Annotated in this window: 22 protein-coding genes; 19 read left to right on the forward strand and 3 right to left on the reverse strand. The window is 70.6% G+C overall.

Going from position 1 to position 22,874, the window contains the following annotated elements; genetic code table 11:
- Positions 1-141 precede the first annotated feature (141 nt).
- The 16 genes from ABFX50_RS29835 to ABFX50_RS29910 all read left to right on the forward strand — a co-directional run bounded on the left by ABFX50_RS29835 (position 142) and on the right by ABFX50_RS29910 (position 16,663).
- On the forward strand, positions 142-918 hold the full coding sequence (locus tag ABFX50_RS29835) for a VOC family protein (RefSeq protein ID WP_346150879.1): 777 nt from the start codon (positions 142-144) through the stop codon (positions 916-918).
- Between the two features lie 95 nt (positions 919-1,013).
- Positions 1,014-2,234 carry a multidrug effflux MFS transporter gene (locus ABFX50_RS29840; protein WP_346150881.1) on the forward strand — a complete coding sequence of 407 codons (1,221 nt, stop codon included), beginning with the start codon at positions 1,014-1,016 and terminating at the stop codon, positions 2,232-2,234.
- 76 nt (positions 2,235-2,310) lie between these two features.
- Positions 2,311-3,003: a helix-turn-helix transcriptional regulator gene (locus ABFX50_RS29845; protein WP_312896082.1), complete on the forward strand. Its 693-nt coding sequence runs from the start codon at positions 2,311-2,313 to the stop codon at positions 3,001-3,003.
- Positions 3,000-4,412: a Fe-S cluster assembly protein SufB gene (sufB, locus tag ABFX50_RS29850; protein WP_346150884.1), complete on the forward strand. Its 1,413-nt coding sequence runs from the start codon at positions 3,000-3,002 to the stop codon at positions 4,410-4,412. The genes ABFX50_RS29845 and sufB overlap by 4 nt, the downstream gene beginning before the upstream one ends.
- Positions 4,412-5,536, forward strand: a complete 1,125-nt coding sequence (gene sufD, locus ABFX50_RS29855) for a Fe-S cluster assembly protein SufD (protein ID WP_346150886.1) — start codon at positions 4,412-4,414, stop codon at positions 5,534-5,536. Before sufB ends, sufD begins: the two co-directional genes overlap by 1 nt.
- Entirely contained in the window at positions 5,533-5,850 is a 318-nt protein-coding gene (locus tag ABFX50_RS29860) for a non-heme iron oxygenase ferredoxin subunit (RefSeq protein WP_183661906.1), read from the forward strand. Before sufD ends, ABFX50_RS29860 begins: the two co-directional genes overlap by 4 nt.
- A 2-nt stretch (positions 5,851-5,852) precedes the next feature.
- Positions 5,853-6,599: a Fe-S cluster assembly ATPase SufC gene (gene sufC / locus ABFX50_RS29865; RefSeq protein ID WP_346150888.1), complete on the forward strand. Its 747-nt coding sequence runs from the start codon at positions 5,853-5,855 to the stop codon at positions 6,597-6,599.
- 90 nt (positions 6,600-6,689) lie between these two features.
- On the forward strand, positions 6,690-7,943 hold the full coding sequence (locus ABFX50_RS29870) for a cysteine desulfurase (protein WP_346150890.1): 1,254 nt from the start codon (positions 6,690-6,692) through the stop codon (positions 7,941-7,943).
- Position 7,944: 1 nt separating this feature from the next.
- Entirely contained in the window at positions 7,945-8,379 is a 435-nt protein-coding gene (gene sufU / locus ABFX50_RS29875; protein ID WP_183661900.1) for a Fe-S cluster assembly sulfur transfer protein SufU, read from the forward strand.
- A gap of 3 nt (positions 8,380-8,382) precedes the next feature.
- Complete coding sequence (locus tag ABFX50_RS29880) at positions 8,383-8,745, forward strand: metal-sulfur cluster assembly factor (RefSeq protein ID WP_183661898.1); 363 nt, start codon at positions 8,383-8,385, stop codon at positions 8,743-8,745.
- A 320-nt stretch (positions 8,746-9,065) separates the two neighbouring features.
- Positions 9,066-11,009, forward strand: a complete 1,944-nt coding sequence (locus ABFX50_RS29885) for a DEAD/DEAH box helicase (RefSeq protein WP_346150893.1) — start codon at positions 9,066-9,068, stop codon at positions 11,007-11,009.
- A gap of 165 nt (positions 11,010-11,174) precedes the next feature.
- Positions 11,175-13,568, forward strand: a complete 2,394-nt coding sequence (locus ABFX50_RS29890) for a glycoside hydrolase family 2 protein (RefSeq protein ID WP_346150895.1) — start codon at positions 11,175-11,177, stop codon at positions 13,566-13,568.
- Positions 13,569-13,662: 94 nt separating this feature from the next.
- Entirely contained in the window at positions 13,663-14,766 is a 1,104-nt protein-coding gene (gene manA / locus ABFX50_RS29895; protein WP_346150897.1) for a mannose-6-phosphate isomerase, class I, read from the forward strand.
- Between the two features lie 48 nt (positions 14,767-14,814).
- Positions 14,815-15,078, forward strand: a complete 264-nt coding sequence (locus ABFX50_RS29900; protein WP_346122360.1) for a phosphoribosyl-ATP diphosphatase — start codon at positions 14,815-14,817, stop codon at positions 15,076-15,078.
- 13 nt (positions 15,079-15,091) lie between these two features.
- Complete coding sequence (hisG, locus tag ABFX50_RS29905; RefSeq protein WP_183661887.1) at positions 15,092-15,937, forward strand: ATP phosphoribosyltransferase; 846 nt, start codon at positions 15,092-15,094, stop codon at positions 15,935-15,937.
- A gap of 33 nt (positions 15,938-15,970) precedes the next feature.
- Complete coding sequence (locus tag ABFX50_RS29910) at positions 15,971-16,663, forward strand: carbonic anhydrase (RefSeq protein WP_346150900.1); 693 nt, start codon at positions 15,971-15,973, stop codon at positions 16,661-16,663.
- Positions 16,664-16,681: 18 nt separating this feature from the next.
- Here ABFX50_RS29910 and ABFX50_RS29915 read toward each other — a convergent pair whose 3' ends face one another.
- The gene (locus ABFX50_RS29915; protein ID WP_346150902.1) at positions 16,682-17,959 is read right to left on the reverse strand and encodes an aminotransferase class V-fold PLP-dependent enzyme; all 1,278 of its coding nucleotides are present in this window, start codon (positions 17,957-17,959) and stop codon (positions 16,682-16,684) included.
- 30 nt (positions 17,960-17,989) lie between these two features.
- Here ABFX50_RS29915 and ABFX50_RS29920 point away from each other — a divergent pair, with 30 nt between their 5' ends.
- Positions 17,990-18,571 (forward strand): TetR/AcrR family transcriptional regulator, encoded by a 582-nt coding sequence (locus ABFX50_RS29920; protein WP_346150904.1) that lies wholly within the window; start codon positions 17,990-17,992, stop codon positions 18,569-18,571.
- Complete coding sequence (locus ABFX50_RS29925; protein WP_346150906.1) at positions 18,561-18,944, forward strand: nuclear transport factor 2 family protein; 384 nt, start codon at positions 18,561-18,563, stop codon at positions 18,942-18,944. Before ABFX50_RS29920 ends, ABFX50_RS29925 begins: the two co-directional genes overlap by 11 nt.
- On the opposite strand, the gene ABFX50_RS29930 is transcribed toward ABFX50_RS29925, so the two are convergent.
- Entirely contained in the window at positions 18,913-19,974 is a 1,062-nt protein-coding gene (locus ABFX50_RS29930) for an EAL domain-containing protein (protein WP_346150908.1), read from the reverse strand. The genes ABFX50_RS29925 and ABFX50_RS29930 overlap by 32 nt on opposite strands.
- 181 nt (positions 19,975-20,155) lie before the next feature.
- On the opposite strand from ABFX50_RS29930, the gene ABFX50_RS29935 reads away from it, so the two are divergent.
- On the forward strand, positions 20,156-20,809 hold the full coding sequence (locus ABFX50_RS29935; protein ID WP_346150910.1) for an acVLRF1 family peptidyl-tRNA hydrolase: 654 nt from the start codon (positions 20,156-20,158) through the stop codon (positions 20,807-20,809).
- A gap of 40 nt (positions 20,810-20,849) precedes the next feature.
- On the opposite strand, the gene ABFX50_RS29940 is transcribed toward ABFX50_RS29935, so the two are convergent.
- Positions 20,850-22,763, reverse strand: a complete 1,914-nt coding sequence (locus ABFX50_RS29940) for a family 10 glycosylhydrolase (protein ID WP_346150912.1) — start codon at positions 22,761-22,763, stop codon at positions 20,850-20,852.
- Positions 22,764-22,874 lie beyond the last annotated feature (111 nt).

Genomic DNA, 22,874 nt, shown 5'->3' on the forward strand with positions numbered 1-22,874 from the left:
AGTTTAGGGACCTGCTGGCGCGGTCAGCGCGGCAGGCGGCCATGAGCGCTTTCGTTGCCGAGAAATCACCAAAGAGCTCGCCAAGTCAACTGATGTGACCTTCGTCGCGTGATTGTGTGTGAGGCGACAGGAGGTAGTGCCATGTCGGTACGTAGTAGTTACGAGGCGGGCGTCCCGTGCTGGGTCGACCTGTCGAGCCCCGACGTCCAGGCGTCGGTCACCTTCTATGGTGAGATCTTCGGCTGGAGTGCCGAGATGGCCGACGATCCGGCCGCCGGCGGCTACGGGCAGTTCGTCCACAACGGCAAGAAGGTCGCGGGCGTCGGTCCGATCATGGGGGAGGGGATGCCTCCCGTCTGGAACGTCTACGTCGCCACCGACGACGCCGCCGCCACCGCCGACCGCGTGAAGAACGCGGGAGGCAGCGTGGTCGTGGAGCCGATGCGGGTCTTCGACGAGGGCACGATGGCCGTCTTCCAGGGCGGCGACGGCTCCTTCTTCTCCGTCTGGCAGGCGGGCAACCACCAGGGCGCCGAACTGGTCAACGAGCCGGGCTCGTTCTGCTGGAACGAGCTGGTCACCCGCGACCCGCAGGCGGCCGCGCGCTTCTACACCACCGTCTTCGGCTGGACCCCCAAGCCGACCGAGATGGACGGCATGACCTACACCGAGTGGCTGGCCGACGACAAGAGCATCGCCGGGATGATCGAGATGTCGCCCAACTACCCCGAGGGCACCCCCTCGCACTGGGCGACCTACTTCGCGGTCGCCGACCTCGACGCGACCATGGCCAGGGCGCAGTCGCTGGGCGCGACGGTCCTGATCGACTCGATGGACTCCCCGCCCGGCAGGTTCGGCATGATCCTCGATCCGCAGGGCACGGCGCTGTCCCTGATCCAGCTCACCGAAACGGCGTGATAAATCACCCGAAATTCGGGAATTCGGCGGACCAGATGGAGGTTTGATCCCTCGGCCCTCGTGGGCCACGGCCTACGAGGGAGAGGGGTTCACGCATGTCCGTGGCAGAAGCCACACCTGTTGCCAGGGGGAACCGCCGCGGACTGCTGTTGCTGATCCTGGGAGCGCTGTCGGCCATCGGCCCGCTCTCGATCGACATGTACCTTCCCGCGCTGCCCGCCATCACCGCCGAGATGCTGTCGGCGCCCGCGCAGGTCCAGCTCACGCTGACGGCCTGTCTCATCGGGGTCAGCGTCGGACAGGTCCTGGCGGGACCGCTGAGCGACGTCCACGGGCGCAGGATCCCGCTGATCGTCGGCGTCGCCGGATACACGCTGGCCTCCCTGCTGTGCGCCTTCGCCCCCTCGGTGACCGCGCTGATCGTGCTGCGTCTGGCGCAGGGCGTCATGGGCGGCGCCGCGCTGGTGATCGTCCGCGCCGTCGTGCGCGACCTCTACGACGGCGCCGCCATCGCCCGCATCTTCGCCACGCTCATGCTGGTCAGCGGACTCGCCCCGATCCTCGCCCCGATCGCGGGCGCCCAGCTGCTCTCCTTCACCTCCTGGCGCGGCATCTTCGTGGCGCTCAGCCTGGCCGGGGTGGTGCTGCTGCTGGCCGTGCTGCCGGGCGTGAGGGAGACGCTGCCGGCCGAGGACAGGGAGGGCGGCGGGCTCAGGCAGACCGCCGCCACGTTCTGGCGGCTGCTGCGCGACCGTTCGTTCATGGCCTGCTCCCTGGCCGCCGGCCTGGCCTTCGCCGGCATGTTCGCCTACATCTCGGGCTCGCCCTTCGTGCTGCAGGAGGTGTACGGCGCCACGCCGCAGCAGTTCTCGCTCGTCTTCGGCCTCAACGCCTTCGGACTGACCGTCATGGCCCAGGTCGGCGGCAGGCTCGCGGGCCGGGTGCACCCCGCCCGCCTGGTGCTGGTCGGCCTGTTGGTCAGCCTGGCGGGCGGCGCCTTGCTGGTGCTGGCCGCCTCCATGGACCTCGGCCTGGCCGGCGTGGTGGCCGCGCTGTTCGTCATCATGTGCGGCGCGGGCCTCGTGCTGCCGGGGACCGGCGCGCTGGCGCTGGCCGGTCAGCCCCAGCAGATCGCGGGCAGCGCCTCCGCGCTGCTCGGCGTGCTGCAGTTCGCGTTCGGGGCGGTGGCCGCCCCTCTCGTGGGTCTGGCGGGCTCGGGGACGGCGGTGCCGATGGCCGTGGTCATGCTGGCGCTCATCATCGGCTCGCTCCTGGTTTTCGTCCTTCTCGGCCGCGGGCGTGTTTTCGCAGGTTAGGTAAGGCTTGCCTGCGTGAGAAATTGCATTCCCCATTCATTTGAGATGGGGGAAGGAATTACGGCACACTGATGTTGTGAAAAACGTGACCTCCTCGATCGAGCCGGGAAGCGAGCGCAGCACTCGTGCGCGCGTCGCTCGGCTCATCCTGGAACACGGTCCCGTCGCGGCCGTCGCGCTCGGCGAGCGGCTCGGGCTCACGCCCGCCGCCGTCCGCCGTCATCTCGACGCGCTGCTGGCCGACGGGATGATCGAGCCCCGCACCGTGCACCCGCGCGGACAGCGCGGAAGAGGGCGACCGGCCAAGCTGTTCGCCATCACCGACGCGGGGCGCAGTGCTTTCGAGCACGCCTATGACGATCTCGCCGGCAGCGCGCTGCGCTTCCTGGCCGAGCGCATGGGCGAGGAAGCAGTGACCGAGTTCGCCCGCTCGCAGGTCGAAGGCCTGCTGCAGCGGCTTGAGCCGGTCATGCGGACAGTGCCGGAAGACCAGCGCGTACAGGTGCTGGCCCAGGCGCTGTCGGCGGACGGTTACGCCGCCTCGGCCACCAAGGCCAAGTCCGGCGGCGACCAGCTCTGCCAGCACCACTGCCCTGTGGCGCACGCGGCGGCGGAGTTCCCGCAGCTGTGTGAGGCCGAGACTGAGGCGTTCGCGCAGTTGCTCGGCACCCCGGTGCAGCGCTTGGCCACCATCGCACACGGCGACGGGGTCTGCACCACTCACGTGAGCCCCGTTCGGATTAAAGAGAGCAAGGAGACCGGAAGGTGACTGTCACCGACCGCCCGGAGCTGGAAGGCCTCGGGAATTACAAGTTCGGCTGGGCCGACTCGGACGCCGCGGGCGCCGCGGCCAAGCGTGGCCTGTCCGAGGAGGTCGTCCGCAACATCTCCGCGCTCAAGAACGAGCCGGAGTGGATGCTCGACCTTCGCCTGAAGGGCCTCCGGCTGTTCGGCAAGAAGCCGCTTCCCACGTGGGGCTCCGACCTCACCGGCATCGACTTCGACAACATCAAGTACTTCGTGCGCTCCACCGAGAAGCAGGCCGCTTCCTGGGACGAGCTGCCCGCCGACATCAAGAACACCTACGACAAGCTCGGCATCCCCGAGGCGGAGAAGCAGCGCCTCATCGCCGGTGTCGCGGCCCAGTACGAGTCCGAGGTCGTCTACCACCAGATCCGTGAGGACCTGGAACAGAAGGGCGTCATCTTCGTCGACACGGACACGGGCCTGCGTGAGCACGAGGAGCTCTTCAAGGAGTACTTCGGCTCGGTCATCCCGGTGGGCGACAACAAGTTCGCCGCGCTCAACACCGCGACCTGGTCCGGTGGCTCGTTCATCTACGTGCCGCCGAACACCCACATCGACATCCCGCTGCAGGCCTACTTCCGGATCAACACCGAGAACATGGGCCAGTTCGAGCGGACCCTGATCATCGTGGACGAGAACTCCTACGTCCACTACGTCGAGGGTTGCACCGCGCCGATCTACTCCAGCGACTCGCTGCACTCCGCGGTCGTCGAGATCGTCGTGAAGAAGGGCGCCCGCTGCCGTTACACGACCATCCAGAACTGGTCGAACAACGTCTACAACCTGGTCACCAAGCGCGCCGTCGCCTACGAGGGCGCGACCATGGAGTGGATCGACGGCAACATCGGCTCCAAGGTGACGATGAAGTACCCGGCCGTCTACCTGATGGGCGAGCACGCCAAGGGCGAGACGCTGAGCGTCGCCTTCGCCGGCGAGGGCCAGCACCAGGACGCCGGGTCCAAGATGGTCCACCTGGCGCCCAACACCTCCTCCAGCGTGATCTCCAAGTCGGTGGCGCGCGGCGGCGGCCGTACCTCCTACCGCGGCCTGGTCCAGATCGAGGAGGGCGCCCACGGCTCCGCCTCCACGGTCAAGTGCGACGCGCTGCTGGTCGACCAGATCAGCCGCTCCGACACCTACCCCTACGTCGACGTCCGCGAGGACGACGTCTCGATGGGGCACGAGGCCACGGTCTCCAAGGTCAGCGAGGACCAGCTGTTCTACCTCATGAGCCGCGGGCTCGAGGAGGACGAGGCGATGGCGATGATCGTGCGCGGCTTCGTCGAGCCGATCGCGCGCGAGCTGCCCATGGAGTACGCCCTCGAGCTGAACCGCCTGATCGAGCTGCAGATGGAAGGAGCCGTCGGCTGATGGGCCTGAACGAGAAGCCCCTGTCGACCCTGCACGAGAAGTCGTCCTACAACCTCGACGATTTCTCCGTGCCGACCGGGCGCGAGGAGAAGTGGCGCTTCACGCCGCTCTCACGGCTGAAGGGCCTGCACGACGGCACCGCCGAGGTGACCGGCCAGGTCGTCACGCAGGCCTACACCCCCGCCGGCGTCAGCGCCGAGTGGGTGGGCCGCGACGACGCCAGGGTCGGCCAGGCCTACGCGCCGACCGACAGGGTCAGCGCGCAGGCCTACAACGCCTTCGAGAAGGCGCTGGTCGTGACCGTGCCCAAGGAGGCCGTTCCCGCCGAGCCGATCCAGATCGAGCTGCGCGGCGGCGGCACCGCAGGCGTCGCCTACGGCCACATCGTGGTCAAGGTCGAGGCGATGGCCGAGGCCGTGGTCGTCCTCGACCACCAGGGCAGCGCCGTCTACGCCGACAACGTCGAGTTCGTCGTGGGCGACGGCGCCACGCTGAAGGTCGTCAGCCTGCAGGACTGGGCCGACGACGCCGTGCACGTCTCCCAGCACCACGCCCAGCTGGCCAAGGACGCGACCTTCCGCAGCTTCGTGGTGACCCTCGGCGGCGACCTCGTACGGCTCTCGCCCAGCGTCTCCTACACGGGCCAGGGCGGCGACGCCGACCTGGCCGGCGTCTACTTCGTCGACGCGGGCCAGCACCTCGAGCACCGCCTGCTGGTCGACCACTCCACGCCCAACTGCAAGAGCCACGTCGACTACCGTGGCGCGCTGCAGGGCGAGGACGCCCACGCGGTGTGGATCGGCGACGTGATCATCAGGGTCGAGGCCGAGGGCACCGACACCTATGAGCTCAACCGCAACCTGATCCTGACCGACGGCGCCCGCGCCGACTCCGTGCCCAACCTCGAGATCCTCACCGGCGAGGTCGCCGGAGCGGGTCACGCCTCGACGTCGGGCAGGCTCGACGACGAGCACCTGTTCTACCTCCAGGCCCGCGGCATCCCCGCCGACCAGGCCCGCCGCCTGGTCATCAGGGGCTTCCTCGGCCAGCTGGTGGACAAGATCTCCGTACCCGAGCTGCGTGAGCGGGTGCTCGCCAAGATCGAGGCGGAGCTCGAGAAGTGAGCTACGAGAAGGTCTGCAAGGTCAGCGACATCCCCGACGAGGGCGTCATCGGCGTCGAGGTGGGGGAGACCCCGGTGGCGCTGGTCCGCAAGGGCGAAGAGGTCTTCGCCCTGCACGACGTCTGCTCCCATGCCGAGGTGAAGCTGAGCGAGGGCGAGGTCTACGACGGGACCCTCGAGTGCTGGCTGCACGGATCGTGTTTCGACGTGCGCTCAGGCAAGCCGACGGGTCCGCCCGCCACCAAGCCCGTGAACGTTTACCGAGTGAAGATCGACGGCGACGACGTCCTCGTCTCGCTCTCGAAGGAGTCATAAAAGTGTCCACCCTTGAGATTCGTGAGCTGCAGGTCTCCGTCGCCGACAAGGAGATCCTGAAGGGCGTCAACCTGACCGTGAGGGCCGGCGAGACCCACGCCATCATGGGCCCCAACGGTTCGGGCAAGTCGACGCTCGCCTACGCGATCGCCGGTCACCCCAAGTACACGATCACCGGTGGCCAGGTGCTGCTCGACGGCGTCGACCTGCTCGAGCTCTCGGTCGACGAGCGCGCCCGCGCCGGTCTGTTCCTCGCCATGCAGTACCCGGTCGAGGTCCCCGGCGTCAGCGTCTCCAACTTCCTGCGCTCAGCCGTCACCGCGGTGCGCGGTGAGGCGCCGAAGCTGCGTGAGTTCAGCAAGGACCTGAAGAACGGCATGGACGCGCTGGCGATCGACTCAGCCTTCGCCACCCGCAACGTCAACGAGGGCTTCTCCGGCGGTGAGAAGAAGCGCCACGAGATCCTGCAGCTCGAGCTGCTCAAGCCGAAGATCGCCGTCCTCGACGAGACCGACTCGGGCCTCGACGTCGACGCGCTTCGCGTGGTCTCCGAGGGCGTCAACCGCTTCCGCGCCTCGGGCGAGACCGGCGTGCTGCTGATCACGCACTACACCCGCATCCTGCGCTACGTGAAGCCCGACTTCGTGCACGTCTTCTCGGCCGGCAAGATCGTCGAAGAGGGCGGCCCCGAGCTGGCGGACAAGCTCGAAGCCGAGGGTTACGAGGCGTACACGAAGGCATCGGCCTGATGAACCAGGAGCGAGCCCGACACAGTGAGCGGAGTGGACCCGCCGGCAACGAGCGGGTCCGCGAGGCCAATGAGGAGTGGTGAGCGACCGATGAGTGCTGTGTTCGACGTGGAGAGGGTCAGGAAGGACTTTCCTGTCCTCTCCCGCGAGCTGTCCGGCGGACGCCCGCTGGTCTATCTCGACTCGGGCAACTCCTCGCAGAAGCCGACGCAGGTCATCGAGACCATGCGCGACCACTTCGCGATGCACTACAGCAACGTGGGGCGGGCCCACCACGCGCTCGGCACCGAGTCGACCGACGCCTACGAGGCCGCCAGGGACAAGGTGGCGGCCTTCGTCGGGGCACCGAGCCGCGACGAGATCATCTTCACCAAGAACGCCTCCGAGGCGCTCAACCTGGTCGCCTACTCCTTCGGCAACAGGACCAACGACGACCCGCGCTTCACGCTCGGCCCCGGTGACGAGATCGTCATCTCCGAGATGGAGCACCACTCCAACATCGTCCCCTGGCAGATGCTCGTGCAGCGCACGGGGGCGACGCTCAAGTGGTTCGGCGTGACCGACGAGGGCAGGCTCGACCTGGCCGACGGCGTCATCACCGAGCGCACGAAGATCGTCTCGGTGGCCCATCAGTCGAACGTGCTCGGCACCGTCAACCCGGTGGCCGAGGTCGTGCGCCGCGCCCACGAGGTCGGCGCGCTGGTGATGCTCGACGCCTCGCAGTCGGTTCCGCACCACCCCGTCGACCTGGCGGCGCTCGGCGCCGACCTCGTCGCCTTCACCGGGCACAAGATGCTCGGCCCCTCCGGCATCGGCGTGCTCTGGGGGCGCACCGAGCTGCTGGAGGCCATGCCCCCGTTCCTGGGCGGGGGCGAGATGATCGAGGCGGTCTGGATGGACCGCTCGACCTACGCGCCGGTGCCGCACAAGTTCGAGGCGGGCACGCCGCCGATCGTCGAGGCCATCGGGCTCGGCGCGGCGGTCGACTACCTCAACGGGGTCGGCATGCAGGCCATCGAGGAGCACGAGCGCGCGCTGACGGCGTACGCGCTCGAGGCGCTGGGCGAGGTGCCCACCCTGCGGATCATCGGGCCGAAGGGCCTGGACGGCAGAGGCGGCACGCTCTCCTTCACGATGGAGGGCATCCACCCGCACGACGTGGGGCAGATCCTCGACGACCAGTTCGGCGTCGCGGTGAGGGTCGGGCACCACTGCGCGCGGCCGCTCCACCTGAGGTTCGGAATACCCGCGACGACGCGGGCGTCGTTCTACCTGTACAACACCACGGGCGAGATCGACGCCCTGGTGAAGGGTCTTCACCACGTGCAGAAGGTGTTCGCCTGACATGATCGCCGAGTCGATGTACCAGGAGCTGATCCTGGAGCACTACAAGCACCCGCAGGGGCGGGGGCTTCGCGAGCCGTACGACGCCGAGGTCCACCACGTGAACCCGACGTGCGGCGACGAGATCACGCTCAGGGTGAAGCTCGGCGACGGCGGCAAGATCGAGGACGTCTCCTACGACGGGCAGGGCTGCTCCATCAGCCAGGCCGCGGCCTCGGTGCTGCACGAGCTGGCCACCGGCTCGACGGTCGAGGAGTCGCTGTCGGTGGTCGACGAGTTCACCAGGCTCATGCAGGGCAGGGGCCAGGTGGAGGCCGACGAGGACGTGCTCGGCGACGCGGTGGCCTTCGCCGGCGTGGCCAAGTTCCCCGCGCGCGTCAAGTGCGCGCTGCTGTCGTGGATGGCCTACAAGGACGCTGTTGTGAGGAGTGCCTAAGAGATGAGCAAGCCGGTGGAAACCCCGACAACGGCGTACGACGGTGACACCACCGTCGAGGAGGTCATGGAGGCGCTCAAGGACGTCGTCGACCCCGAGCTCGGGATCAACGTCGTCGACCTGGGCCTCATCTACGGCCTCAACCTCGACCCCGGTGAGGGCGGCCACCCGGTGGCCACCATCGACATGACGCTGACCAGCGCGGCCTGCCCGCTGACCGACGTCATCGAGGACCAGGCGCACTCCGCCCTCGACGGCATGGTCTCCGACGTCAAGATCAACTGGGTGTGGCTGCCGCCGTGGGGCCCCGACAAGATCAGCGACGACGGGCGCGACCAGCTGCGTATGCTAGGATTCAATGTCTGATCTTTTGCTGCACGGCTGGTGTTCCCAGCACCAGCCGTTTCAGCATGCCAGGGCTCCGGAAGGTCCGAAGCCCCGCCGGGAATAGCACGACCTTCCCGCGCGTTGGCAACATGTGCACCTGACGCACCATCGTGCGTAATGCCGCCTGCGGCCGGTCTTGGGTGCGCGTTGACGGGTCCAGAAGTGGCCCGGTCCCCACCCCGGCAGGCGTCCGATACGTCCGCCCCTCGCACTGAGTACGGCATCGCCGTACGGTCCCGGCTCGTCCTTTTCGCAGAAGTGACGCGCCACTTCGACTGAAAGGCACGACCTTCGTGACCATGCTTGACGCTGCCATGCCCGAAATCTCCGTCGAGGAGAAGGGCGTTTCGGAATTCGAGCTGCTGGGCCTGCCCAAGCCGCTCGTGACCGGACTGTCCCGTCAGGGCATCGACAGCCCGTTCCCCATTCAGACCGCGACGATCCCCGACGTGCTCGCAGGGCACGACGTCCTCGGTCGCGGACAGACCGGCTCGGGCAAGACGCTCGCCTTCGGTCTGCCCACCATGGCGCGCATCGCCGGGGTGAGGCCGCAGGCCGGCCGTCCCCGCGCGATGGTCCTCGTGCCGACGCGTGAGCTCGCGCTGCAGGTGCACGACGCGCTCGAGCCCCTCGGCCGCGGCCTGGGCCTGCGCATGAAGGTCGTCGTCGGCGGAATGTCCATGGGCAAGCAGATCGAGGCGCTGCGCCGCGGCGTGGACGTCATCATCGCCACGCCGGGCCGTCTGGGCGACCTGATGCGCCAGGGCGAGTGCTCGCTCGACTCCATCGAGGTCAGCGTCCTCGACGAGGCCGACCACATGTGTGACCTCGGCTTCTTCCCCGTCGTGTCGGAGCTGCTCTCGCAGACCCCCGCCGACGGCCAGAGGCTGCTGTTCTCGGCCACGCTCGACGGCGATGTCGACAAGCTGGTGCGGCGCTTCCTCAAGGACCCGATCACGCACTCCATCGCCCCCGCGACCTCCCCGGTCGACACCATGGAGCACCACGTGATCCAGGTGACGCGCGACGACAAGTTCGACGTCACCGCCGAGATCGCCAACCGTGAGGGCAGGACGATCATCTTCGTCAAGACCCAGCACGGTGTCGACAGGCTGTGCAAGCAGCTGGCCCGCGTCGGCGTCAAGGCGGGCGGCCTGCACGGCGGCAAGCGCCAGAACCAGCGCACCCGCATCCTGGCCGAGTTCAAGGAGGGCCAGGTCAACGTCCTGGTCTGCACCGACGTCGCGGCCCGCGGCATCCACGTCGACAACATCAGCCTCGTGCTGCACGTCGACCCGCCGCAGGACCACAAGAGTTACCTGCACCGCGGCGGCCGTACCGCTCGGGCGGGCGAGAAGGGCACCGTCGTGACCCTCGTCCTGCCCAACGAGCGCCGCTCGACCGACCAGCTCACCCGCAGGGCGGGCATCCACCCGTTCAGGCTCAAGGCCGAGCCGGGCAGCGACCGCATCGCCGAGGTCACCGGGGCCCGCAGGCCCAGTGGCGAGTCCATCCCCGTGTGGGAGCCCGACGTGCGCAAGCCGCTGCGTCCTCGCCGTGAGAGCGGCGGCCACGGCGGCGAGCGTCGCGGCGGCGGCCGTCGTCGCGACTTCGGTGGCGACCGTGGCCCGCGCCGTACCTCTGAGGGCGGCTTCGGCGCAGGCGACGACCGTCGTCCTCGCCGCGACTTCGACGGCGACCGCGCTCCGCGTGGCGACTTCGGTGGCGAGCGTCCCGCCGGTGGTGACCGCGCTCCGCGCGGTGACTTCGGTGGCGAGCGCCGTCCGCACCGCGCCTTCGACGGCGACCGCCGCCAGGGCGGTTACCGCTCCGACGACCGTGGCCAGCGTCCCGGCGGCTTCCGCTCGGGCGAGACGCCTCGCACGGGTGCTTACGGTGAGGACAGGGCGCCCCGTACCGGCGACGCCCCCCGCACCGGTGGTTACCGCGACGACCGGGCTCCCCGCTCGGGCGGCTACCGCGACGACCGCGCGCCCCGCACCGGTGGCTACCGCTCCGACGAGCGCGGCGGCTACCGTTCCGACGACAGGCCGGCGCGTCCGTTCTCCAGCGGCGGCGGCGCCCGCACCGGCGGCTACCGCTCCGACGACAGGCCGGCCCGGCCGTTGTCGGCCAACCGCGACGACCGCGCGCCCCGCACCGGCGGGTTCCGCTCGGAGGAGCGCGGCACGGGCGGCTTCCGCTCCGACCGTGGCAACACGGGTCGCCGCTTCGGCCGCTGACCCCACCGCCTGACGGCGCTGCCCGCCCTGCCTCCTGGAGAGGCACGGCGGGCAGCGCCTTTTGCGTGGGCAGATTAATCGGTTCAGCAAATCCCGTGGGGAAGGCGCCGTCAGCGTCTAGTGTGGGCCTGTCCCGCCCGGCCACGCCTTCCCCTCGGAGAGTCGATGACCCCCCTTCGCCCCCTGCACGACTCCTGGACCGTCCGATCGGCCTCAGGGGAGGTGGTGGCGCCCGCGACCGTGCCGGGCTGCGTGCACACCGACCTGCTCGCCGCGGGACTGATCCCCGATCCCTACCTGGACGCCAACGAGGACGCCCTGACGTGGATCGGGGGCGAGGAGTGGCACTACGAGAGCGCCTTCGAGTGGGACGACACCGGGCACGAGCGCACCGACCTGGTCTGCGAAGGGCTCGACACCGTCGCGAGGATCGAGCTGAACGGTGTCGTGATCGGCCGGAGCGCCAACATGCACCGCTCCTACCGGTTCGAGGCGGCTCACGCGCTGCGGCCGGGCGCCAACCGCCTGAGCGTCGTCTTCTCCTCGGCCGTCGAGCACGCCGAGCGGCTGCGCGAGGAGCTGGGCTTTCGTCCCGGCGCCTACGCCGCCCCCTACAACTTCATCAGGAAGATGGCCTGCAACTTCGGCTGGGACTGGGGTCCGGCCCTGGTGACGGCGGGCATCTGGAAGCCGATCGGGCTGCACTCGTGGAGCGGCGCGCGCCTGGCCGAGGTCCGTCCCGTCGTGACCGTGGAAGGCGGGGTGGGCAGGGTCGCCGTCCACGTCGAGGTCGAGCGGTCGGCGCGGTCGCAAGGGCAGCTGTGGGTCACGGCGGCGGTCGCGGGCGTGTCGGTCGTGGGAGCGCTCCCGCCCGGCGCCGACTCCGCCGTGGTGGAGCTGGAGGTGCCAGATCCCGCGCTGTGGTGGCCCCGCGGGTACGGCGAGCAGCCCCTCCACGAGCTGGAGGTCACCCTCACCGCCGCGCCTGGCTCCGGCGACGTCCTCGACCGCCGGCTGGCGCGGATCGGCTTCAGGACCGTCGAGCTCGACACCGAGGCGGGGGCCTTCACCCTGAAGGTCAACGGCGTGGCGGTCTTCGCCAAGGGCGTCAACTGGATCCCCGACGACTGCTTCCCCTCCAGGATCGGCCGTGACCGCTACGCCGCCCGGCTCGCCCAGGCGTGCGAGGCGGGCGTGAACCTCATGCGGGTCTGGGGCGGAGGGCTGTACGAGAGCGACGACTTCTACGACCTGTGTGACGAGCTCGGCCTGCTGGTCTGGCAGGACTTCCTCTTCGCCTGCGCCGCCTACCCCGAGGAGACGCCGCTGCGCGAGGAGGTGGAGGCGGAGGCCAGGCAGAACGTGGCCAGGCTCATGCCGCACCCCAGCCTGGCGCTGTGGTGCGGCAACAACGAGAACATCTGGGGCTACGCCGACTGGAACTGGCGCGAACCCCTCGAAGGCCGCACCTGGGGCGAGGGCTACTACCTCGACCTGCTGCCCGGCATCGTCGAGGAGCTCGACCCCGGCAGGCCGTACTGGCCTGGCAGCCCGTACTCCGGCTCCATGGACGTGCACCCCAACGACCCCGACCACCACAACATCCACATCTGGGATGTATGGAACGAGCGCGACTACACCGCCTACAGGGAGTACACCCCCAGGTTCGTGGCGGAGTTCGGCTTCCAGGCGCCGGCCGCCTACGCCACCATCAGGAGGGCCATCTCCGACGAGCCGCCGGCGCCCGACTCTCCGGGCCTGCTCCACCACCAGAAGGCGATCGACGGCAACCGCAAGCTGGCCGTGGGGCTCGAGGCGCACTTCCCCGCGCCTGTCACCTTCGACGACTGGCACTACCTGACGCAGGTCAACCAGGCCAGGGCCATCCAGCTGGGCGTCGAGCACTTCAGGTCGCTGTGGCCGCACTGCGCGGGCACGGTGGTGTGGCAGCTCAACGACTGCTGGCCGGTCACCTCCTGGTCGGCGATCGACGGCGACGGCCGGAAGAAGCCGCTCTTCCACGCGCTGCGCAGGGCCTACGCCGACCGGCTGCTGACCGTGCAGCCGCGGGGGGAGGGGCTGGCGGTGGTGGCCGTCAACGACGGCCCCGAGGGGTGGACGGCCGAGGTGCGGGCGGTACGGCACGCGATGGACGGCTCCGAGCTGCGTGCGGAGAGCTTCACGCTCGAGGTGGAGCCGCGCGGCGCGGCCACGGCGCACCTGACGATCGCCACCCCCGGCGACCCCGCCCGCGAGCTGATCACGGTGACGGCGGGGGAGCACAGGGCGTGGTGGTTCTTCCTGCCCGACAAGGACCTCGACCTGCCCGCCGCCGACTTCACGCTCACCGTGGAGGGGCGCGAGGTGCTCGTCGAGGCGCACACCCTGGTACGCGACCTGACGATCTACCCCGACAGGGTCGATCCCGCGGCCGAGGTGGACGACCAGCTGATCACGCTGCTGCCGGGCGAGAGCCACCGCTTCACGCTCAGCAGGCCGGTGGCCGAGCCGCCGGTGAGGTGCGTGAACGAGCGGAGCGGTGAGGCGCCCTCCAGGTGAGGGCCAGGGGAGCCGGGGGTCACTTACCCGGTTCACCAGGTTGGGGCGGCGCGATAGTCTCGACCTCGGCCGCCCCCGCGCATTCGGAGACGTTGTGACAGAGCTGCTTTCCAACCCCGTCAAGCACTACGCCTGGGGTTCGCACACCGCCATCGCGACGCTGACGGGGCGTCCGAGCCCCTCGCCCGAGCCCGAGGCGGAGATGTGGCTCGGCGCCCACCCCTCCGGGCCCTCCCTGCTGGTGGAGCGAGGCCGCACGCTCGACGAGGCGATCGCCGACGACCCCGAGGGCGAGCTCGGCGCCGAGACGCTCGCTCGGTTCGGGGCGCGCCTGCCGTACCTGCTGAAGCTGATCGCGGTCGACAGCGTGCTGTCGCTGCAGGTGCACCCCTCGGCCGAGCAGGCCGAGGCGGGCCACGCGCGCGGCGCCTACGTCGACGCCTACCCCAAGCCCGAGCTGATCTGCGCGCTGACGCCGTTCAGCGGCCTGGCCGGCTTCCGCGCACCGCAGGAGGCGGCGCGGCTGCTGGCCGAGCTCGAGGTGGCCGAGCTGGAGCCGGTCGTGGCGCGGCTGCGCGAGGGCGACACGGCGGGCGCGCTGCGGCTGCTGCTGGAGTGGCCCGAGCGCAAGAGGCTGGTCGAGGCCGTCGTGGCCGCGGCGCAGCGGCTCGGCCACGACCTCGTGACGCGCCTGGCCGAGCAGTACCCCGACGACCCCGCGGTGCTGGCCCCTCTGCTGATGAACCGGCACGACCTGCGGCCCGGCGAGGCGCTGTTCCTCGGCGCGGGGGTGCTGCACGCCTACGTGAGCGGGTTCGGCGTGGAGATCATGGGCGGCTCGGACAACGTGCTGCGCGCCGGGCTGACCAGCAAGCCGATCGACGTCGACGAACTGCTGCGCGTCACCGACGCGGCCGCCCAGCCGCTGCGGGTCGAGGCCGTCGACGGGCTCTACAGCGTGCCGGTCCCCGAGTTCGCGCTCGGCCGCCTCGAGGCTCCTGACACGCGCCTGGAGGGCGGGCTGCCCCGCGTCCTCGTCTGCACGGCGGGCGAGGTGGCCGTCGACGGCAGGCTGCTGCGCGCGGGCGAGTCGGCGTTCTCGCGCGGCTCGGCCGGCGGCGTCGAGCTGCGCGGCCCCGGCACGATCTTCTGGGCGCAGCCGTCTCGGGTGGCGGACGTTCAGGGTCGTGGGGCCTGAGGGCGGATAGTCTGAACACAGCACATCTGCCGAGCACCGAGAGAGATCATGAAGACCTTCGATGAGCTGTTCGCCGAGCTGTCCGACAAGGCACGCACCAGGCCCGAGGGCTCTGGCACCGTGGCCGCGCTCGACGCCGGCGTCCATGCCATCGGCAAGAAGGTCGTCGAGGAGGCCGCCGAGAGCTGGATGGCCGCCGAGCACGAGTCCGACGACCGCGCCGCCGAGGAGATCTCCCAGCTGCTCTACCACGTGCAGTGCCTCATGATCGCCCGTGGCATCGGGCTCGACCAGGTTTACAAGTACCTCTGAAAGGTTCGCCACGATGCTACGGCTGGCCGTACCCAACAAGGGCGCCCTCAACGAGGCCGCCGCCACCATGCTCAAGGAAGCCGGCTACCGCACCAGGAAGGACAGCAAGGAGCTGGTCGTCGTCGACCCCGACAACGACTGCGAGCTGTTCTTCCTGCGCCCGCGTGACATCGCCGTCTACGTCGGCGAGGGCACGCTCGACGCCGGCATCACCGGGCGCGACATGCTCTTCGACTCGGGCGCGCCGGTGGAGGAGATGCTGCCGCTGGGCTTCGGCGGCTCCACCTTCCGCCTGGCCGCCAAGGCGGGCGCCATGTCCTCCGTGCAGGACCTCGACGGGCTGCGCATCGCGACCTCCTACGCGGGGCTGCTGGAGAAGTACCTGTCGGAGAGCGGTGTCGACGCCCGCGTCATCAAGCTCGACGGCGCGGTCGAGACCGCCATCCACCTCGGCGTCGCCGACGCCGTCGCCGACGTGGTCGAGACCGGCACCACGCTGCGCAACGTCGGCCTCGAGGTGTTCGGCGAGCCGATCATGCGCTCCGAGGCGGTGCTGATCAGGCGGCACGGCGCCACCGACACGCCGGGCACCCAGCAGCTCGTGCGCCGCCTGCAGGGCGTCATCCACGCCCGCGACTACGTGCTGATGGACTACGACATCCGCGCCGAGCAGATCGAACAGGCCAGCAAGCTCACGCCCGGCATGGAGGGGCCGACCATCTCGCCGCTGCACCGCGAGGGGTGGGTGGCCGTCCGCACGATGGTGCCGCGCAGGGGGCACCAGCAGGTGATGGACCAGCTCTGGGAGATCGGCGCCCGCGCCATCCTGGTCACGGACATCTACGCCTGCAGGCTATAGCGCCCGGCCGCGGGGAGTACCATTCTCGTCACTGTGCGTGACGAACTGATCTCCCGCCGGCGGGTGCTGGTCGGCGGCGCCCTCGTCGGGGGCGCCGCCCTGTCAGGCGCCGGCTTCGTGGGCGGGGTCGCCTTCGGCCGCGCGGTGCCCGCCGTGCCCGAGCGCCGCGCGCCCCGCGAGCTGCGGGAGCCGGTGAGCGCGGAGCGGGCCTGGGCGGCGCTGTCGGCGGGCAACAGGCGCTGGATGGCGGGCAGGGCCCGCCATCCCCACCAGGACCCCTCCCGCAGGCGCTACGTCGCCACAAGCCAGCATCCCTACGCCGTCGTGCTGTCCTGCATCGACTCCAGAGTGCCGCCCGAGGTCGTCTTCGACGTGGGCGTCGGCGACCTGCTGGTGGTGCGGACGGCGGCGCACACCCTCGACCCCCTGGTGCTGGGCGCCGTCGAGTACGGCCCCGAGGAACTGGGCGTCCCCCTGGTCGTGGTGCTCGGCCACCAGCGCTGCGGCGCGGTCACCGCCGCCGCCCACGCCATCCGCGACCGCGTCACGCTGCCCGGAGACCTGCAGCGCATCGTCGAGGCGCTGCGCGGGGTCTACACCCCCGACATCGAGCGGATGATCGCCGCCCACACCCGCGACACAGTCGCCAGGCTGCGCCCGCTGCTCCCGCACGTGGTGGGCGCCCGCTACGACCTCGACTCCGGCGGGGTGACCAGGCTCGTCTGACAGACGGCCGCGCAGCTCTCATCGGAGCGCGGCCACGGCCTTGACGGCCCTGTCGACCTGCTCGGGGCTGGTCAGGATCGAGGTGCCGAAGCGGAGGTAGACCTGCAGGTAGGGCGTGGTGCTGGTGAGGATGCGCTGGGCGCGCAGGCGCTCGACCGCCTGGAAGGGCGTGACGCCGTCGATCTCGCAGCAGACCAGACCCGCCGACAGCTCCGCGCTCATCGGGGTGATCAGCCGCACCCGTGGGTCGGCGGCCAGGCCCTCCTTGAGGCGGGTGGCCAGCTCCAGCGTCCGCGCCTCGATCTTGTCCTTGCCGATCGAGGTCTGGAAGGCGAACGCCTCGGCCATCGCCCAGCGGTGCTCGTAGGCCTTGTAGCCGCCGGGGGTGTTGATGATCCCTCCTGGGCCCGTGGGGGCGGTGCGGCCGAACCAGGCGCGGAAGGTCTGGTTGCTGAAGCTCGGGACGATCGGGGCGACGCTCTCCCACTGCCTGCCGTACAGGATGCCGGTGCCGCGCGGGCCGAACAGCCACTTGTGGGTGCCGGTGGCCAGGAAATCGCAGCCCAGGTCGGTGACGGAGTCGGCCAGAGCGCCGAAGCCGTGCACGCCGTCGACGCACAGCAGCGCCCTGTCGCGCTCGTCGCGGCCGCGGTTGGCCTCGGCGAGCGCGTCGGCGATGGCGCGGATCGGCAGCCGCACCCCGGTGCTCGAGTGCACCCAGGTGACGGCGACGATCCTGGTGCGCGGCGTGAGGCCGGCCCTGATCGCGCTCACGATCTGGTCGGCGCTCGCCTTGGCCGCATCGTCGTACAGGCGCACCCTGTGGACCTTCGCGCCGGTGCGCTCGGCGAGCATGCGCAGGTTGTCGTGGGTGGCCATGAAGTCGTGCTCGGTGGTGAGCACCTCCTGCCCTGGACGCAGGCGCAGGCCGGAGTAGAGCAGGCTCAGCGCCATCGTGGTGCTGTCGGTCAGCGCCACCTCGCCCTCCTCGGCGCCGACGAAGCGTTCGGCGGCGGCCCTGGTGGCGGCCTCGCGGTCCTCCGCCTCGAGATATCCGGCGGTGTCGGCGTCGAGGGCGTCGCGGTGGCGCTGGATGGCCTGCCGTACGGGGGCGGGATGGGCGGCCAGGACGAAGGCCGCGAAATTGGCGATCTCGGGATCGAGGGCGAACTGGGCGCGCACGGCCTCCCAGCCCTCCTTCGGTGGCGTGGTGCGAGTAGTCGTCGGGGTCGTGGTGGTGCAGCCCGCGAGGGTCGCGCTCGCCCCGCCCAGCAGCAGCGTCCGCCTGTTCAGCACGATTCCCTTCTAGCACGCTAACGTGCCGATGTGGGACGACCAGCCAAGTTCGCGGCCGACCAGATCCTCGACGCCGCCGCCGCCCTCGCCGCCGAGGGCGGTCACGAGGCCGTCACCGTCACGGCCATCGCCGCACGTCTCGGCGCGCCCAGCGGGTCGGTCTATCACCGGTACGGCTCGCGCGACCTGCTGCTCGCGCATCTGTGGATCAGGGCGGTGCGCCGCTTCCAGGAGGGCTTCCTGCTCGCCGCCCGCGAGCCCGACCTCGCCCGGGCGGTGCGCGCCGCGGCCTCGCACGTGGCCGGGTGGGCCGCCGAGCACCCTGACGAGGCGCGGCTGCTGCTCGCGCACAACGTGGCCGAGCTGCGCGAGCGCTGGCCGTCCGAGCTGGGGGAGGAGCTCGAAGGGCTCAACACGGCGGTCGCCTCCGCGCTGCGCGACCTGGCCGCGCGACTGCCTGGCCAGGCGCTGGAGAGAGTCACGTTCGCGCTGGTCGACGTGCCTGTCGCGGCCGTGCGACGGCACGTGCTCGCCGGACGGCCGGTGCCGGCGTCCGCCGTACGGCTGGCGGAGACCGCCGCCCTCGCGGTAGTTTTAGAGAGTGATCTCTAAAACTGTGGACCGCCTCTACGAGGCCTTCGCGGCCGGCGACGCCGCGGCGCTGTCCGCCACCCTCCACCCCGACCTGGTCCTGAGGGTCAGCGACGGCATGCCGATGGGCGTCGGCGGCGAGCACCACGGGCCGCGCGGCGCCCTGGGCGGCTGCTGGGGCGTCATCTTCGGCGCATACGACACCAGGCCCGTCCCCGAGGAGCAGGTGTGGGCCGGTGACGACAGGGTCGTGGTGTTCGGGCACTACCGGGGCGTCTCGCGGGCCACGGGTCAGCCCTTCGAGGCCGCCTTCGCCCACGACCTGAAGCTCAGGGACGGGTTGATCGCCGGCTTCACCCAGATCACCGATACGGCCCGGTGGCCGCGCGCATGAGGTCGCTCACCCTGACGACGCCGAGGCACCTGCCCACCTCGTCCGTCACCACCAGGTCGTCGTAGACGCGGGCGCTGTCCTGCCCCGCGACCTGCATGGCGGCGATGGCAGGCGTCGTCCTGGGCACCGTTCTCGGCGGATCGGCCAGGCGCAGCGCGGGCTTCTTGCCGTGCAGGGCGTGCCCGTAGCGGCCGGCGATCGACAGCAGGAAGCGGCTGCGGTCCAGGCTGCCCTCGGGGCGCTGGTACTCGTCCACCAGGATCACGCTGGTGATCGAAGGCTCGGTGCCGAACGCCTCCACCACCTCCTCGGACGTCGCCCTCTCCGGCAGCGTCACCGCCGGCAGCAGCAGCTCCTGCACCCTGGGGCCGAGCATGAGGTCCGTCCGCGACGGCTTGCGCACGGGCAGCGGCACCCGTACCCGCCCGTCGGGGCCCGGGCGAAGGAGCGGGCCCTCGGCCAGCCGTACGCCCCAGCTCCTGACCGTGGCCAGCTGCGCCTCGCCGGTGATGCCGGGGGTCAGCACGTGCGCGCCGATCCCGCGCGCGAGCGTCGCCAGCGCCTCGCCCACGGCCGTTCGCCTGTGGTCGTCCGGCACCCTGGCCACCAGCTCGGGGGCGAGCACGATCAGGTACGGCGCGGCCTCGGTGACCAGCTCCATCGGCAGGCTGCCGACCCCCATGCCGCCGAAGGCGACGAGGTAGCCGATCGCCCTCAGCCCGTCGAGGCCGACGAGCAGCGCCCGCCTGTCGGCGTCCTGACAGGGGCCGTGGACCTTGAGTATCACCTCCCTCGGCCGTCTGCCCGACCTCCTGAGGGCCTCGTGCAGCGGGGCGAGAGCTCCCGAACCGCCGATGACCATGTGGGTGGGCAGGTCGAGGAGGAGGGGCAGAGTGCCGGGGGCGAGCTCGGAGGCGCCTGGCGGCACGTGCAACGCGATGACACCGCCGGTCTCGAGATCGACCACTGGGGAGACCGAGGCGGAAGCTTCCGGGTCGTGCGGGGGAAGCAGGGGAGTCTGAAGAGACACCTCCACATTGTGGGCGCCTCTCACCAGCTCCATAAGGCGCACGGCGCGAAGTTCACCGATATTTCGCCATGAGTTCCGAGGTCAACCCGGCTCTCACTCCACCGATGGGAGCCAGGCTCGCAACGCACACGCTCCTCCTCTGCCGGGGCGGCGGATCGGTGCCACCCGGTACGCTGCGACGGTGAAGGCAAGGCCCGCGAAGGGCGGGGGTCGCTGGGTCGCGGTGCCGCCCGAACGCCTCCAGCGCTGGATCGACGGGTTCGCCGACAGGCACGGTCCCTTCGAGTCCACGGGCGACGACCACGTCGTACGGCTGGCCGCCGCCGACGGCGCGCTCGCCGAGTGCCACGCGCCCTTCCCCCCGCTGCCGCAGGGAGCGCCGCGCGTGGCCACCCTGGTCACCCACGCCCGCGCCGAGCGCCTGGTCGGCGTGGTGCTCGTCCGTCTCGGCGGTTACGCGGCGGGCGTCTTCCATGGCAGCAGGCTGATCGCCTCCAAGGTCGACTCCCGCTACGTCCAGGGGCGCACGGCCGCGGGCGGCTGGTCGCAGCAGCGGTTCGCCAGGCGCAGGCAGAACCAGGCCGGGCAGACCTACCAGGCCGCCGCCGACACCGCCCTGCGGGTGCTGTCGCCGCACCTGGACGGCATGGCCGCGGTGGTGTTCGGCGGCGACCGCAAGGCCGTCGACCTGATGCGGGCCGAGCGGAGGCTCGCCCCGCTGTTCGCCCTGGAGGCCGAGCCGTTCCTCACGGTGCCCGACCCCAGGCTGGTGGTGCTCCAGGAGACGCCGGCGCAGTTCCGCGCCGTCAGGATCCACGTCACCGACCCGCCGTGACGGGGTCCCCGACCGGCGGTCGCCCGTCAGGAGGGGCGGGTCACGGGCTCGCGCTGACGCGGACCGCGTCGGCCACGACGTAGCCCGTCGCGGAGGTCCATCTGCTCACCCCCACCACGTTGTAGGTACCCGCGTTCAGCGTGAACGTGCCGAGCGAGCGCCACTGCCCGCCGCCCGTGCGCTGGTCGAGGAGGACCGTCCTGGCGCCTCCCGCCGCCGACACGATGTACGGCGTGGCGCTGTTGTAGCCGGGGTCGGCCGGATGCCACACCTCCACCCGGTAGCTGCCCGTGGCGGGTACGGCCGCGGGGAACCACGCCGGGTCGCTGGCCGCGACAGGAGCGGCGAACCGGTAGTCGGCGCCGTGGCGCTGCGCGGAGTAGGCGGAGGTGCCCCACGCCGAGCTCGCGGAGGGGCCGTCGACCACGACGCTGAACGCCCCGCTCTCCTGGTGCGTCCTGCTGAGGGCGCTCACGTGGTAGGTCCCCTGCCCCGAGGAGGGGTCGGTGAAGGAGGTCCCTCTCGTGGTCCCGAGCAGGTTGCGGGCGTCGGTGACCAGGCAGGGGTCGGCCGCCTCTCCCCGGTAGACCGCGTAGGAGGCCGCGCCGGTGCCCTGCCACGACACCGTCGTGCCCCCCGGCCCCTGGGTGACCGAGGTGATCGTGGGAGCGGGCGGGGCGCCCGCCGTCCCTCTGGGCGGGATCAGGGCCGGCCTCGAGTAGTGGTCGGCCACCACCCTGGAGAAGCCGCCCAGCCGGTCGGCGCGCACGTCCTTCGCGCTGAAGTAGACGTCGCCGAGCATCTCGGGATGGGCGCGGTTGACCCGCAGGTGGTCGCTGAGCTCGGCGGGGTCCTGCCAGGCGGGGTCCTGCCCTGAGGCGCCCGTCCTGTAGGCGGCCTGTCCCGCGTACAGCTGCACGCCCGTGCCCCTCACCACCTCCGACCACCAGGCCGTCAGCACCGCGTAGTCGGCCGCGGCGTGGCCGATGTGCCAGTAGAGCTGCGGTGTCAGGTAGTCGACCCAGCCCTGCTTCACCCAGCGGCGGCTGTCGGCGTAGATGGAGTCGTAGGACTGCAGGCCCGAGGTGCGCGAGCCGAGCGGGTCGGTGGAGGCGTTGCGCCAGATGCCGAACGGGCTGACGCCGAAGGCGACGTGCGGCTTGGCGGCGTGGATGCGCTCGTCCAGCTCGCGCACCAGCAGGTTGACGTTGTCGCGCCGCCAGTCGGCGACGTTGGAGAAGCCGCCGCCGTACTGCGCGAACGTGGCCGAGTCCGGGATGGCCTGCCCGCTGACCGGATACGGGTAGAAGTAGTCGTCGAGGTGCACGCCGTCCACGTCGTAGCGGGTGACGGCGTCCATGATGGCGTCCTCGATGAAGTCACGGACCGTGGGGATGCCGGGGTTGTAGTAGAGCTTGCCGCCGTAGGCGAAGCGCCACCCCGGGTTCTTCCTGGCGGGGTGACTGGCGACGAGGCGGCTCGGGTCGTCGTGGTTGGCCACGCGGTAGGGGTTGAACCACGCGTGGAACTCCAGGTTACGGGCGTGCGCCTCGGCGACCATGAACGCCAGCGGATCGTAGCCGGGGTTGCCGCCCTGGGTGCCGGTCAGCCACTGCGACCACGGCTCGTACGGCGAGGGCCACAGCGCGTCGGCTGTGGGTCTGACCTGCACGATGACGGCGTTCATCCGCTTCTGGACGGCCAGGTCGAGCCAGGAGCGGAACTCGGCCTGCTGGGCGGAGACCGACAGCCCCGTCCTGCTGGGCCAGTCGATGTTGGCGACCGAGGAGATCCACATCGCCCTGAACTGACGCTTCGGCGTGGCCGGGTCGGGGACGCACGCGGCGGAGGTGGCGGAGGTGGCGGAGAGAGCGGCGGCGGAGGGAGCGGCGGGGGAGACGAGGGCGGTGAGCACGAGGGCGAGGAGAGCCGCTAATCGGGTCACAGCTCGCATGGTGACGATCGGCGGGCGGCTCGACAAGACCCGGAAGGCGAAAATTTTCATCTACTGGCTATGTAATGTCAATTATCGACATCAGTCATGAACCCTCTTATGGTGCAAGGG

It is taken from the genome of Nonomuraea recticatena (genome assembly GCF_039533245.1).
Taxonomy (GTDB): Bacteria; Actinomycetota; Actinomycetes; order Streptosporangiales; family Streptosporangiaceae; genus Nonomuraea; species Nonomuraea roseola.